This is a genomic window from Microbacterium sp. (genome assembly GCF_047606385.1).
Classification (GTDB): Bacteria; Actinomycetota; Actinomycetes; order Actinomycetales; family Microbacteriaceae; genus Microbacterium.
Map to the genome: position 1 here is coordinate 23,181 of NZ_JASGEL010000111.1, position 12,485 is coordinate 35,665.

Below are 12,485 nucleotides of genomic sequence, written 5' to 3' on the forward strand. Positions count from 1 at the left end.
CGCATCGTTTTCGTGCGTCTCGCCGCCCTATTTGGCGCGCACACGTACGAAATCGTCTCGGTCGTGGGAACGCCGCAGATGGATGCGCACCTCGTGCGGACGGATCAGGAGGCGGGAGCCCGCCGTGCGGGGGGCAGCGACGGGGCCTCAGCGGCCGCGGCGTCCGAGCCGGGCGGCGAGCCGGTCCGGCAGCGCGCGCACGAGCAGGGTGAGCGCGCGATAGCGCAGCGTCGGCACCGACACCGACCGGCCGCGCGCCAGATCGCGCAGCGACTGCGCGACGACCGTGCGGGCGTCGAGCCACATCCAGCCGGGCACGCGTTCCTGCCCGGGCGGCAGCCCGAGCCGCTCGTGGAAGCCGGTGTGCGTGAAGCCGGGGCAGACCGCCGTCACGGTCACGCCCCGAGGCCCGTACTCCGCGTTCGCCCATCGACTGAAGGACACCAGCCAGCCCTTGCAGGCGCCGTATGTCGACCGCGGCATGAAGGCGGCCGTCGACGCCACGTTCAGGATGCGGCCGTGCCCGCGCGCGAGCATCGGGCCGAGGGCCGCGTGCATGAGCCGCATGGGCACCTCGACGTGCAGGGCGAGGTGCCGCGCCTCCGCCTCGACGTCGTTGCGCTCGAAGGCGAGCGGCAGCCCGAAGCCCGCGCTGTCGACCAGCAGCTCGACCGGACGGTCGGCGTCCGTCAGCCGCGCCTCGACCCGCGCGCGGTCGGCGGGATCGAGCAGGTCCGCGGGCAGGACTTCGACGGCGACGGGCGGGAGGGCGTCCGCGAGCCGGCGCAGCGCGGCCTCGTCGCGCGCCACGAGCACGAGGTCGGCGCCGCGCGCCGCCAGCTGGCGGGCGTACTCCGCCCCCAGGCCCGAGCTCGCCCCCGTCACCAGCGCGGTGGGCACTACGCCTCCCGCGCGTAGGAGACGAAGCGGTAGCGGATGCCGGTGCGCGAGGTGTGCCAGCCGTCCGCCGGGTCCGCGCGGGCCTCGCGCCAGCCCGCGAGCGACGGCGCGTAGGTGTCGCCGTCGGCATCCAGGTCCAGATGGGTGACCTCGAGCACGTCGGCCTCCTCGATCGCCTGCGCGTACAGCTGTCCGCCGCCGACGACCCACGCCTCCCCGCCTACGAGCGCGAGCGCTCCGGCCAGCGACCCCGCACGCTCGGCCCCCGGGGCGTGCCAGCCGTCCTGCCGGGTGACGACGACGTTGCGCCGCCCCGGCAGCGGGCGGAAGCGCTCCGGCAGCGACTCCCAGGTGCGCCGGCCCATGACCACCGCCGCTGTCCCGGTGACCGCGCGGAAGTGCGCGAGGTCTTCCGGGACATGCCAGGGCATGCCGCCGTCCGCGCCGATCACGCCACCGCGCGCCTGGGCCCAGATCAGCCCCAGCGTCATACCGCGACGGCCCCGCGGATGGCGGGATGATGCTGATAGTCCTCGAGCACGAAGTCGTCGTAGGAGTAGTCGAAGATCGACGCCGGCTTCCGCGCGAAGCGCAGCGTCGGATACGGGTAGGGCGCGCGACCCAGCTGCTGGCGCACCTGCTCGAGATGGTTGTCGTAGATGTGGCAGTCGCCCCCGGTCCACACGAAGTCGCCCGGCTCCAGGCCGGTCTGCTGGGCGATCATGAGCGTCAGCAGCGCATACGAGGCGATGTTGAACGGCACGCCGAGGAACAGGTCGGCGCTGCGCTGGTACAGCTGGCACGAGAGCCTGCCGTCGGCGACGTAGAACTGGAACAGCGCGTGGCAGGGCGCGAGGGCCATGTCGGGGATGTCCGCCGGGTTCCAGGCCGAGACGAGCAGCCGCCGCGAGTCGGGGTTCGCACGGATCTGCTCGATCACCTGCGCGATCTGGTCGATGTGCGCTCCGTCGGGGGCGGGCCACGACCGCCACTGCACGCCGTACACCGGTCCGAGCTCGCCATCGGCGTCGGCCCATTCGTCCCAGATGGTGACGCCGCGCTCCTGCAGCCAGCGCACGTTCGACTCGCCGCGCAGGAACCAGAGCAGCTCGATCGCGACCGATTTGAAGTGCACGCGCTTGGTCGTGATCAGGGGGAAGCCCTGCGACAGGTCGAAACGGATCTGCCGGCCGAAGGCGCTCGTGGTCCCCGTGCCGGTGCGGTCGTCCTTGTGCGTGCCGTGCGCGAGCACGTCGCGCAGCAGGTCTTCATACGGCGTCGGGATCGCGGCTGTCACGCCTGTCACGATACCCGCGGCGTCCGACACCCGGGCGGTGCGCGTGTTACGGCGATCCGTCATACTCGGCCGAGCCGGCCCCGGCACCGGAGAGCGCCCTTAGTCTGGGATGCTGTGAACCCGGTCATCGCGCTGCTCGTCGTGGGCGCCCTCCTCGTCGCCACCCTGGGCGTCGGGCTCGCCGTGCGCCTGTGGCCGCGCCGGGCGCGACGCGTGCACGGGCAAGAGGTCGTCGATCCGGTGCGGCTGGGCGCAGAACGTCTCGGCGAGCAGGCGACGCTGCTCCAGTTCAGCACCGAGCTGTGCGCGCGCTGCCCCGGCGTGCATCGGGTGCTCGCGAGCGTCGCCGAGAGCCGTCCGGGCGTCGCCCATCTCGACGTCGACCTCACGCACCGTCCCGACATCGCGCGGCATTTCCACGTGCTGCAGACCCCCACGACCCTGATCCTCGACCGCCACGGCGTCGCGCGCACCCGCTTCGGCGGCGCGCCCGGCCGGGATGTGCTCGAGCTCGAACTGTCCCGCATCACCGAGGAGACTTCACATGGCTGACCCCGCCCGTATCGATGCCCGCGCCCCGCGCTTCGTGGCATCCATCACCGCCGTGCTGCTGCTCGTGGACGTCTTCCTGGCGCTGGTCACCGGCGGAGGCGCCGGCGCGAATGTCGCCGAGCGGATCGCCGACCCCGCGTTCCTGCTGCTGCTGGCGATCGCGATCCTGTTCGCGTGGAGCGTCATCTGGCCGCGCACCGCGCCGTGGGGCGCCCTGTACCGCACCGTCGTGCAGCCGCGGCTGAAGCCCCCGACCGAGTTCGAGGACCCGCGGCCGCCGCGCTTCGCGCAGGGAGTCGGCCTGTTCGTCACCGGCGTGGGCCTCGTGCTGCAGCTCGCGGGTGTGCCGTGGGGCCTGACCATCGCCGCCGCGGCGGCCTTCGTCGCGGCGTTCCTGAACGCCGCGTTCGGCCTGTGCCTCGGCTGCCAGCTGTACCTGCTGCTGCAGCGCGCCGGCATCGTCGGACGCTCCGGCACCGCGGTCTGAGAGCCGGGCTGTCAACCTGTCGCGCACCGCAGGACGCCGGTACTAGCCTGAGCCCGCGGGCGTGGAAGGTCTGCGCCGCGTGCCGAAGGAGCAGAGCATGAGCGTGACGAGCGACGCGACCACCACCTGGCAGGGAAGCCTCGTCGAAGGCTCCGGCGAGATCGCGCTGGAGAGTTCGAACCAGGGTCCGTTCGCCGTGAACTGGAAGGCCCGCAGCGAGGGCTCGGATGCGGTGACCACCCCGGAGGAGCTCATCGCCGCGGCGCACTCGTCGTGCTACAGCATGGCCCTCTCGCACGCCCTGGCAGGCAACGGCACTCCCCCGCAGCGCGTCGAGACCACGGCATCCGTCACCTTCATCCCCGGCACCGGCATCACCGACAGCCACCTGAACGTGAACGCCGTCGTGCCTGGGCTGTCCGAGGAGGACTTCGCCCGCCTCGCCGGCGAGGCCAAGGACGGCTGCCCGGTGTCGCAGGCGCTGGCCGGCATCGAGATCACCCTCGAGGCCACGCTTGAGTGATCGCCGCGTCGTGCTGGCCGGGGCGTCGGGCCTGATCGGCTCGGCGCTCGCGGCGTCGCTGCGCGCGGACGGCGTCGCCGTCACGCGGCTGGTGCGCCGGCCGGTGTCGGCGCCGGACGAGGTGCGATGGCGCCCGGGCGAGCAGGACCTCGACCCCGCGGTGATCGCCGGAGCCGTCGCGGTCGTCGGCCTGTCCGGCGCGAGCGTGGGCAGGTTCCCGTGGACGCGCGCCTACCGGGACGAGCTGTACCGCTCCCGGATCGAGCCGACGCGGACGCTCGCGACCGCGATCCGGTCGCTGGGATCGGATGCGCCGGCGCTCGTGAACGCGTCGGCGGTCGGCGTCTACGGCGCGTACGGCGGCGGGGTGACGGAGACCACGCCGCCCGGCGAGACGTTCCTCGCCGAGCTGTGCGTCGCGTGGGAGCGCGAGGCGCGCGACGCCGGGCCCCATGCCCGCGTCGCCCTGCTGCGCACGGCGCCGGTCGTGCACGCGGACGGCGTCCTGAAGCCGCTGATCCTGCTCACCAGGCTCGGACTGTCCGGCCCGATCGGGCGCGGCACGCAGGTCTGGCCGTGGATCTCCCTCGCGGACGAGGTCCGCGCCATCCGCCACGTCATCGACACGGACGCCGACGGCCCCGTGAACCTGACCGGCCCCGCCCGCGCGACGGCGAACGACCTCGGCTTCGCGCTCGCGCGCCGGCTGAACCGGCCGTATCTGCTGCGCGCGCCGGCGTGGGCGCTGCGCGCCGTGCTCGGCGCCGCGGCGACCGAGGCGCTGCTCACCTGCGACGTGGAGGTGGCGCCGGCGGCGCTGACGGCGTCCGGGTTCGCGTTCACGCACCCCACCGTCGAGGACGCGGTCGCGGCGGCGGTGCCCGCCTGAGCCCGGGTGTGCCGGCGTCCTACGCCCGGCGCGACGCCCGCTCCAGCCGGATCGCGGTGCGCACCGCCGCGCGGGCGCGACGACGGTCGCCGGAGCCGTCGTAGGCGAGCCCGAGCCGGTACCACGCCCGCCAGTCCTCGGGCGCCTGCTCGACCGCCTCGCGGTACCGGGGGAAGACGGCATCCGCCTCGTGTCGCAGCACCCGCCCGCTGGGACGGGCGTCGAGCTCCTCCTCGGGCAGGGCGTGCTCGGCCTCCAGCATCCGGCCGAGCCGTGAGGCCTGGACGCCGAACAGCAGCTCCCGCCCGAGCGCCCAGGCGGCGATGACCGGCAGCACGATGAGCGCGACCCCCATCGCGACGCCGACCGCCTCGCCGGTGCCGATGAGCATCACCGCCAGCTGGGCGACCAGGACGATGTACAGCAGAAGGCAGGCCGCGATGATCGCGACCCCGATGCGAGCGCTCATGCGCTGGTCGCGCGCGCGACCTGGCCGGGCACGCCGTCTTCGCGCACGGGCTCCTCGTCGTCGGTCCCGGGGCTGCGCAGCCCGATGTCGAGGAACGCGTCGAGGCCCACGATCACCCCGCGTGCCTCCCGCGCGTGGGCGAGGGCGAGACGGATGCCGGGCGCATAGGCGAGCGCGGGGTCGACCGTGTCGTGCGTGAGGGTGAGCGACTCGCCCGGGCCCGAGAGGACGACCTCCTGACGCGCGATCACCCCCGGCCGACGCAGCGAGTGGATGGGAACGCTCGCGACCTGCTGCCCGCGGGCGCGCTGATCGACGTGAGGGGAGGCCACCGGCCCGATGCTCTCGCGGGCGGCGGCGATGAGCTCGGCGGTGCGCACGGCGGTGCCGCTGGGCGAGTCGACCTTGGTCTCGCGGTGCGCCTCGACGATCTCGATCGACGCGAAGAACGGGGCGGCCGCGGCCGACAGCGCCGTGCCGAGCACGGACCCGAGGGAGAAGTTCGGGATGAAGACGGCACCGGTTCCGGCGGCGGCCACGAGCGGCCGCACCAGGGCGATGCGCTCGGCCGACCAGCCGCTGGTGCCCACGAGCACGTTGACGCGGCGTTCGATCGCGGCCCGCACGACGTCGATCGAGACCGCGGGGGTCGACGCGTCGATGACGAGGTCGGCGCCCTCGATCGCGCTGAGCTCGTCGCGCGAGCCGAGCACGGCGTGCACCTCGTAGCCGGCCTCGGCCTCGACCACATGGCGGATGATGCTGCCCAGCTTGCCGGAACCGCCGACGATGGCCACGCGCGTTGTCATGCCTCCAGCCTAGGCGGGGTAGCCTGTGCGCCATGCCCCGTGTGCGCCCCGCCTCCGTCGAGGAGCCGGACGCGCACGCGCTGCTGACCGACTACTTCGCCCTGCGTGCCGAGACGTTCCCCGGCGGCGCGTATCGCACGGTGTTCCCGGATCCGGCGACGTTCACGGAGCCGGCCGGCGTGTTCGTGGTCCTCGAGGACGACGAGCACGGCGTGGTCGGATGCGGCGGCATCCGGCGTCTGGATGCGGCCCGCTGGGAGGTGAAGCACCTGTTCGTGCGCCCCACCGGCCGCGGTCGCGGCTGGGGTCGGATGCTGTTGGCCGACCTCGAGCAGCGCGCCCGCGCGGCCGGCGCCGCCGAGCTCGTGCTCGACACGCATCATTCCCTGAGCGCCGCCGCCGCGCTGTACGCGAGCGCGGGCTTCACGCCGATCGAGCCGTACAACGACAACCCGAACGCGACGCGCTGGTTCGCGAAACGGATCGACTGATACCTATCTGGTATCATGACCGCCATGGCCATGACCCTTCGGCTCGGCGACGCGACGGACGCGCGTCTGGAGCGACTCGCGGCGCTGAAGAGGTCGTCGAAGAGCGCGCTCGTGGTGCAGGCGGTCGAGCAGCTCCTCGACCGTGAGGAGCGTCGCGCCGAGCTCGACGCCGGACTCGAATTCGTGCTGTCGCATGATGCCGAGCTCCTGAGGCGCCTCGAGGACGCGTGACCCGATACCTCGATCTCGAAGACGCGCTGCACATCCTCCAACGGTACGGCTTCGTCATGCGCGATGCGGGGCTGCTCGCATCGGCTCTTGCCAGAGCGGCCGCGACATTCGAAGGCGCCGCGCTCTACGACTCGATCGAGCTCCAGGCGGCTGCGCTGCTCGAATCGCTGACGCGAAATCACGCACTCGTCGATGGCAACAAGCGGACCGCCTGGACGCTCATGGTCCTGTTCCTCTGGATCAACGGCCTCGCCCACAAGTTCGATACGGATACCGCCTTCGATCTCGTGCTCGGCGTCGGCAAGGGGCGGGTCACGCTGGAGGGTTCCGCCAGGGTCATCGCCGCGCACCTTGTCCGTCGAAGCTGACGACCGGATCGTCGAGGTCATCGTGAGGAGATCCGTGATTCTGAGGAGGGATGCCGCCGATTTCTCCTCAAGAACCCGCATCTCCTCAGAACCCGGGACACGGATGCACGCCGCCCTCAGACCGGCGGCACCTCGGTGAGCCCGGTGCGCAGCTCGAACGGCAGGTGCGCCAGGTCGTTGTGCGCGACGAGGGTCCACGGACGGCCGTGCTTCTGCGCGATCACGCTCAGGCCGCAGTGGGCCTGGTTGAGCGTCATCCACCGCCACTCGGGCGCGTCGAGCACCTCGCGCACGAACCATGAGATCACGAAGTTGTGCGTGATCAGCAGCTCATGCACGTCGCCCTGCCGGCGGACGAGGAACGCCGCCATCGCGTCGGCCATCTGCGCGCGGCCGGCGTCGATCTCGGCCTCGGTCACCGATCCGAAGAACGACTCGAACGCGGCCGGCGTCTCCGGTGTCATGCCGGTCGGCACGCAGTCGAACAGCAGCGACGACGGCTGCGGGGCCACGGCCGGCAGCCGGGCCGCGACCGCTCGCGCGGTCTCCGCGGCCCGCACGAGCGGCGAATGCCAGACCGCGTCCAGCGGCACTCCGGAGAGCCGGTCGGCCAGCAGCTCGGCCTGACGGCGGCCGCGCGTGGACAACGGTCCGTCGGCGAGGCCGTGCTCGGCGTCCTGGTGCTCGCCATGACGCACCAGGTAGATGTAATGCGTCACACGTGCTCACTTCGTCGGGGCCCGCAGCCGGGCGCGCACTCCACCCTAACCCGCTATTCGGATGCGCGCCCGATTTCCGCCAACTGGCCGCGGGTCAGTCGCACGCCGACGCCCTGGACCAGCTCCGCGACGTGCGAGACGGCATAGGCGTTGACGATGGGCGCGGCGACCACGCGCTGCGAGAGCAGCCACGCGACCGCCACCGCGGCGTCCGGCACGCCGAGCTCGGCACCGATCGCGTCCAGCGCCCGGAGGGTGCGCGCGCCGCGTTTGGTGAGGCCCTCGGCCAGCTGGGCGGAGCGGACCGAGCGCACCGGCACGCGCCGGCGCACGCCGCCGGCGAGGAAGCCGTGCTCGAGCGGATGCGAGGGCGTCAGCACGATCCCCTGCGCGCCGACGACCAGCCGCAGGTCGCCGTCGAACTCCCGACGGCGCAGCACGTTGTACGGCACATCGAGCACGGTGAGGTGGGGATAGCCGGCCGCCGCGAGGATGCGGGCCTCCACGAGCTGCTCGGCGCGGAAGCCGAACGCCCCGAGCCGGCGCACCTTGCCGGTCTCGACGAGCCATGCGGCGGTGGCGAGGGCCTGCTCGAGGGAGGGGACGTCGGCGGTCGCGTCGAGGTACAGCACGTCGATGTGATCGGTGCGCAGGCGGGTCAGCGAGGCCTCGACGGCACGGACCAGGTTGACCGGCCCCAGCCCGGGGTGGTCCGGGTGGTGCCCGACGCGCACCCCGAGCACGATCTCCTCGCGCACGCCGCGGGTGTGCATCCACTGCCCGATGATGTGCTCGCTGCGTCCCGCGGTGAAGCTGTCCGCCGTGTGCACGGCGTTCCCGCCGGCCTCGGCGTACGCGTCGAGGATGCCGTGGGCGGTGTCGATGTCGACGTTCCAGCCGAACTCCGCGCCGCCGAGCATGAGCGGGAACACGGCGGGACCGCCGTCGCCGAGCGGCACACGGACGCCGGCACCGACGCCGGGGCCTTGCACGGGGATGGGCGCGGAGGGATGGGCCATCGCGGGTGCAGCCGGGCCGATCCCGAAGAGCCTCATCCGCACACCCCCTGCAGTCTTCCGGCCGGAGGTGCGATCGCTCGCGTCGCCGACGCGTTAGTACGAGGGTAGGCGACGACATCGGATCCTCGGCGCAATCCGGTGGACACGCCGGGAACAACTCATAACTGTTTGGTCACGGTTCCCGCACGGGAAACGGCCCCGGTCCGCACGACGCGGGCCGGGGCCGTCTGCCTGCGAGGATCAGGCCTCGGCGGGAACCGGCTCGACCGGGCCCTCGGCAGGAGCCTCCGGACCCGGGTTGGCCGCAGCGCGCCCCTCCTGGTCGGCCGCCTCCTCCAGGACCGGCTCGAGCGACAGCTTGCCGCGGTCGTCGATCTTGGTGATCTTCACGAGCAGCTTCTGGCCGACCGAGAGCACGTCCTCCACGTTCTCCACGCGCTTGCCGCCGGCGAGCTTGCGGACCTCGCTGACGTGCAGCAGTCCGTCCTTGCCCGGAAGCAGCGAGATGAACGCGCCGAAGGTCGCGATCTTGACGACCGTGCCGAGGAACTGCTCGCCGACCTCGGGGTTGGTGGGGTTGGCGATGGCGTTCACCTGGGCGCGGGCCGCCTCGGCCGACGGGCCGTCGGTCGCGCCGATGTAGACGGTGCCGTCCTCCTCGATGGAGATCTGCGCGCCGGTCTCGTCCTGGATCGCGTTGATCGTCTTGCCCTTCGGGCCGATCAGCTCGCCGATCTTGTCGACCGGGATCTGCACGCTGATCACGCGCGGCGCGGTCGGCGCCATCTCGTCCGGGCCGTCGATCGCGGCGTTCAGGACCTCGAGGATGCGCAGGCGCGCGTCCTTGGCCTGGGTCAGGGCGCCCGCGAGCACCGACGACGGGATGCCGTCGAGCTTCGTGTCCAGCTGGATGGCCGTGACGAACTCGCTGGTGCCGGCGACCTTGAAGTCCATGTCGCCGAGCGCGTCCTCGGCGCCCAGGATGTCGGTCAGCGCGGCGTAGCGGGTCTGGCCGTCGATCTCGTCGGAGACCAGGCCCATCGCGATGCCGGCGACGGGGGCGCGCAGCGGCACACCGGCGTTCAGCAGCGAGAGGGTCGACGCGCAGACCGAGCCCATCGAGGTCGAGCCGTTGGAGCCGAGGGCCTCGGAGACCTGGCGGATCGCGTACGGGAACTCCTCGCGCGACGGCAGCACCGGCACGAGCGCGCGCTCGGCGAGGAAGCCGTGCCCGATCTCGCGACGCTTCGGGCTGCCGACCCGGCCGGTCTCACCGGTCGAGTAGGGCGGGAAGTTGTAGTGATGGATGTACCGCTTGCTCGTGATCGGCGCCAGCGAGTCGATCTGCTGCTCCATCTTGAGCATGTTCAGCGTGGTGACCCCCAGGATCTGGGTCTCGCCCCGCTGGAAGATCGCGGAGCCGTGCACGCGCGGGATGACCTGGACCTCGGCATCCAGCGCACGGATGTCGGCGAGCCCGCGGCCGTCGATGCGCACGCCCTCGGTGAGGATGCGACCGCGGACGATGAGCTTCGTGACCGACTTGTACGCGGCGCTGACCTCGCCCAGCGCGCTCGCCGGAAGCTGCCCGGACTCGACCGCGACGGCGACCTCGGCCTTGACGCGCTCCTTCAGCGCGTCGTCGGCGTCCTGACGCTCGATCTTGTCGGCGATCTGGTAGATCCCCTTCAGCTCGTCGTAGGCCCGGCCGGCGACGAAGTCGTAGGTCTCCCGCTCGTACGCCGGGAAGACCGGGTAGGGCTGGATCTCCTTGGCGGCAGTGTTCGCGACCACGTTCTGGGCGGCGACGAGCTCCTTGATGAACGGCTTCGCCGCCTCCAGGCCCTGCGCCACGATCTCCTCGGAGGGCTTCACGGCGCCCGCCTTGATGAGGTTCCAGCTGGCCTCGGTGGCCTCGGCCTCGACCATCATGATCGCGACGTCGCCGTCGTCCAGCACGCGGCCGGCGACGGTCAGGTCGAACACGGCGTCCTCGAGCTGGGCCACGTTCGGGAACGCGATCCACTGGTCGGCGTGCTCGCCGTGACCCGGGATGAGCGCGAGACGGACGCCCGCGATCGGACCGGAGAACGGCAGGCCCGAGATCTGCGTCGACAGCGACGCCGCGTTGATCGCGAGCGCGTCGTAGAACTCGCCCGGCGCGATCGAGAGCACCGTGACGACGATCTGCACCTCGTTGCGCAGGCCGTCGACGAACGATGGACGCAGCGGGCGGTCGATCAGGCGGCACACCAGGATCGCCTCGGTCGAGGGACGGCCTTCCCGGCGGAAGAACGACCCGGGGATCTTGCCCGCGGCGTACTGACGCTCTTCGACGTCGACGGTCAGCGGGAAGAAGTCGAAGCCCTCACGCGGGTGCTTGCCCGCGGAGGTGGCGGACAGGAGCATCGTCTCCTCGTCCAGATACGCGGCGACGGCGCCCTGCGCCTGCTGCGCGAGACGACCGGTCTCGAACCGGACCGTGCGGGTGCCGAAGCGGCCGTTGTCGAGAACGGCCTCAGCGGCGGTGATTTCCGGACCTTCCAAGAGGTCCCTCCTTCTTTGTTTAGGCTCGCACGTCCCTGTGACGGGCGAGCGGCATGCGAAGGAGCAGGAACAGGCAGATATGGGCGCGCGGCACGCTCGTGCGGTTCGCCTGCGCTGGCCACCAGTAGAAGACCACCCGGCGTGCGCGACGACGGGGAACCCACCACAGGGGACCAGCTTCCTGCCGGCCTGCTCCGTTGGCTCGTGTGTAGTTGAGCGGCCGTCCGGAAGACAGCCTTCCCCAGCCTACCAGCGACGCCTGTGCGGAGCATCCGAGGGCCGGGCATGGCGCATCGCACGGCCGGCACCTATCGTGGCCGTATCCGACCCGGGAAGGAGCGACGACCCATGAGCGATCCCGACATCCCCACCACGAACGACGACGAGCGCGAGGTTCCCCTCGACGACGAGGCGGAGTTGGAGACGCCCCCGCCCACCATCGACCCCGAGGAGCGCATCGAACGCGACGAGCTGATCCGCGAGACGGAGTTCGACGCCTTCGAGCAGGGCATTCAGGGCTGATCCGCCGCCGCGGCCCCACCGTCGAGCGGTGAGACGGCTGTGACTGATGATGCTGGTGGGGTTGGCGTGGCGGCCGGCGGCGGATACCGTGGCCGCATGCCCGTTCGCCGTCCGGCTCTGCGCCGCGCGCTCGCCACCGCGGCCGTCGCCGCGGCGATCGTGGTGCTCGCGGTGCCCGCCGACCCGGCATCCGCCGAGGACTACCCGTCGTGGTCGGACGTGCAGAACGCGCAGCAGGACGAGGCCGCGACGCAGGCCATGATCCAGACGCTGGACGCCGCGCTCGACGACGCGCAGAGCCAGGCGGCGTCGCTCTCGGACGCCGCGCTGACCGCGACCCAGACCGCACAGCAGGCGCAGACCGACGCCGACGACGCCGCCGCGCGCGCGGACGACCTGACGGCGCAGAGCGAGGCGGCCGACGCCGCGCTGGCGACCGTCCGGGCGCAGCTCGGCACGATCGCCTCCGGTCTGTACCGCACGCAGTCCGACGGGGCGCTGATGGCGCGGCTGCTGACCTCGGCCGAGCCCGAGACGCTGCTGGCCCAGCTGGGCCTGCTGGACCGGCTCACCGGCACCTGGGCGGGGCTGGTCGCGTCGGCCCAGCGCGACGCCGGGACCGCCGAGTCGCTGCGCGCGCAGGCGGCGGACGCCGAGGTCGC

At 72.3% G+C, this 12,485-nt stretch carries 16 protein-coding genes and 1 pseudogene; 9 read left to right on the top strand and 8 right to left on the bottom strand.

From position 1 onward, the window contains the following. Positions 1-147: 147 nt before the first annotated feature. The 3 genes from QM626_RS11325 to QM626_RS11335 are packed head-to-tail and all read right to left on the bottom strand — an operon-like array spanning position 148 to position 2,197. Positions 148-900 (bottom strand): SDR family NAD(P)-dependent oxidoreductase, encoded by a 753-nt coding sequence (locus tag QM626_RS11325; RefSeq protein ID WP_415077052.1) that lies wholly within the window; start codon positions 898-900, stop codon positions 148-150. Then, a complete protein-coding gene (locus QM626_RS11330; protein WP_415077053.1) occupies positions 900-1,391 on the bottom strand; it encodes a dihydrofolate reductase in 492 nt (163 codons plus the stop codon). The genes QM626_RS11325 and QM626_RS11330 overlap by 1 nt, the downstream gene beginning before the upstream one ends. Then, on the bottom strand, positions 1,388-2,197 hold the full coding sequence (locus QM626_RS11335) for a thymidylate synthase (protein ID WP_415077054.1): 810 nt from the start codon (positions 2,195-2,197) through the stop codon (positions 1,388-1,390). Before QM626_RS11335 ends, QM626_RS11330 begins: the two co-directional genes overlap by 4 nt. Before the next feature lie 114 nt (positions 2,198-2,311). Between QM626_RS11335 and QM626_RS11340 the strand changes: the two genes are divergently transcribed. From QM626_RS11340 to QM626_RS11355, 4 genes are all read left to right on the top strand, one after another. Next, on the top strand, positions 2,312-2,749 hold the full coding sequence (locus tag QM626_RS11340) for a TlpA family protein disulfide reductase (RefSeq protein ID WP_415077055.1): 438 nt from the start codon (positions 2,312-2,314) through the stop codon (positions 2,747-2,749). Then, entirely contained in the window at positions 2,742-3,236 is a 495-nt protein-coding gene (locus QM626_RS11345) for a DUF4395 domain-containing protein (protein WP_415077056.1), read from the top strand. The genes QM626_RS11340 and QM626_RS11345 overlap by 8 nt, the downstream gene beginning before the upstream one ends. Positions 3,237-3,333: 97 nt before the next feature. Then, positions 3,334-3,759 carry an OsmC family peroxiredoxin gene (locus QM626_RS11350; protein ID WP_415077057.1) on the top strand — a complete coding sequence of 142 codons (426 nt, stop codon included), beginning with the start codon at positions 3,334-3,336 and terminating at the stop codon, positions 3,757-3,759. Then, positions 3,752-4,648, top strand: a complete 897-nt coding sequence (locus tag QM626_RS11355; RefSeq protein WP_415077058.1) for a TIGR01777 family oxidoreductase — start codon at positions 3,752-3,754, stop codon at positions 4,646-4,648. The genes QM626_RS11350 and QM626_RS11355 overlap by 8 nt, the downstream gene beginning before the upstream one ends. 19 nt (positions 4,649-4,667) lie before the next feature. On the opposite strand, the gene QM626_RS11360 is transcribed toward QM626_RS11355, so the two are convergent. Together QM626_RS11360 and dapB are read right to left on the bottom strand one after the other, a co-directional pair. Further along, positions 4,668-5,117, bottom strand: a complete 450-nt coding sequence (locus QM626_RS11360) for a hypothetical protein (protein ID WP_415077059.1) — start codon at positions 5,115-5,117, stop codon at positions 4,668-4,670. Then, on the bottom strand, positions 5,114-5,926 hold the full coding sequence (gene dapB / locus QM626_RS11365) for a 4-hydroxy-tetrahydrodipicolinate reductase (protein ID WP_415077060.1): 813 nt from the start codon (positions 5,924-5,926) through the stop codon (positions 5,114-5,116). The genes QM626_RS11360 and dapB overlap by 4 nt, the downstream gene beginning before the upstream one ends. A gap of 32 nt (positions 5,927-5,958) precedes the next feature. Here dapB and QM626_RS11370 point away from each other — a divergent pair, with 32 nt between their 5' ends. The 3 genes from QM626_RS11370 to QM626_RS11380 are packed head-to-tail and all read left to right on the top strand — an operon-like array spanning position 5,959 to position 7,016. Further along, a complete protein-coding gene (locus tag QM626_RS11370; protein ID WP_415077061.1) occupies positions 5,959-6,417 on the top strand; it encodes a GNAT family N-acetyltransferase in 459 nt (152 codons plus the stop codon). A gap of 24 nt (positions 6,418-6,441) precedes the next feature. Beyond that, a complete protein-coding gene (locus QM626_RS11375; protein WP_415077062.1) occupies positions 6,442-6,648 on the top strand; it encodes a CopG family ribbon-helix-helix protein in 207 nt (68 codons plus the stop codon). After that, positions 6,645-7,016: a type II toxin-antitoxin system death-on-curing family toxin gene (locus QM626_RS11380; protein WP_415077063.1), complete on the top strand. Its 372-nt coding sequence runs from the start codon at positions 6,645-6,647 to the stop codon at positions 7,014-7,016. The genes QM626_RS11375 and QM626_RS11380 overlap by 4 nt, the downstream gene beginning before the upstream one ends. Before the next feature lie 116 nt (positions 7,017-7,132). Here QM626_RS11380 and QM626_RS11385 read toward each other — a convergent pair whose 3' ends face one another. From QM626_RS11385 to QM626_RS11395, 3 genes are all read right to left on the bottom strand, one after another. After that, positions 7,133-7,735, bottom strand: coding sequence for a histidine phosphatase family protein (locus tag QM626_RS11385; RefSeq protein ID WP_415077064.1), 603 nt, complete (start codon positions 7,733-7,735; stop codon positions 7,133-7,135). Positions 7,736-7,788: 53 nt separating this feature from the next. Continuing rightward, a complete protein-coding gene (locus QM626_RS11390) occupies positions 7,789-8,754 on the bottom strand; it encodes an aldo/keto reductase (RefSeq protein ID WP_415077065.1) in 966 nt (321 codons plus the stop codon). A 240-nt stretch (positions 8,755-8,994) separates the two neighbouring features. Further along, entirely contained in the window at positions 8,995-11,301 is a 2,307-nt protein-coding gene (locus tag QM626_RS11395) for a polyribonucleotide nucleotidyltransferase (RefSeq protein WP_415077066.1), read from the bottom strand. A 348-nt stretch (positions 11,302-11,649) separates the two neighbouring features. Between QM626_RS11395 and QM626_RS11400 the strand changes: the two genes are divergently transcribed. Both QM626_RS11400 and QM626_RS11405 read left to right on the top strand, forming a co-directional pair. Continuing rightward, positions 11,650-11,823: a hypothetical protein gene (locus tag QM626_RS11400; RefSeq protein ID WP_415077067.1), complete on the top strand. Its 174-nt coding sequence runs from the start codon at positions 11,650-11,652 to the stop codon at positions 11,821-11,823. A 96-nt stretch (positions 11,824-11,919) separates the two neighbouring features. Next, positions 11,920-12,485 (top strand): annotated as a pseudogene (locus QM626_RS11405) (hypothetical protein); the annotation flags it as partial.

Coding starts and splice junctions, on each gene's coding strand:
- QM626_RS11350 (WP_415077057.1), top strand. CDS start 3,334: ATGAGCGTGACGAGCGACGCGACCACCACCTGGCAGGGAAGCCTCGTC.
- QM626_RS11400 (WP_415077067.1), top strand. CDS start 11,650: ATGAGCGATCCCGACATCCCCACCACGAACGACGACGAGCGCGAGGTT.
- QM626_RS11360 (WP_415077059.1), bottom strand. CDS start 5,117: ATGAGCGCTCGCATCGGGGTCGCGATCATCGCGGCCTGCCTTCTGCTG.
- QM626_RS11390 (WP_415077065.1), bottom strand. CDS start 8,754: ATGGCCCATCCCTCCGCGCCCATCCCCGTGCAAGGCCCCGGCGTCGGT.
- QM626_RS11375 (WP_415077062.1), top strand. CDS start 6,442: ATGGCCATGACCCTTCGGCTCGGCGACGCGACGGACGCGCGTCTGGAG.
- QM626_RS11370 (WP_415077061.1), top strand. CDS start 5,959: ATGCCCCGTGTGCGCCCCGCCTCCGTCGAGGAGCCGGACGCGCACGCG.
- dapB (WP_415077060.1), bottom strand. CDS start 5,926: ATGACAACGCGCGTGGCCATCGTCGGCGGTTCCGGCAAGCTGGGCAGC.
- QM626_RS11330 (WP_415077053.1), bottom strand. CDS start 1,391: ATGACGCTGGGGCTGATCTGGGCCCAGGCGCGCGGTGGCGTGATCGGC.
- QM626_RS11345 (WP_415077056.1), top strand. CDS start 2,742: ATGGCTGACCCCGCCCGTATCGATGCCCGCGCCCCGCGCTTCGTGGCA.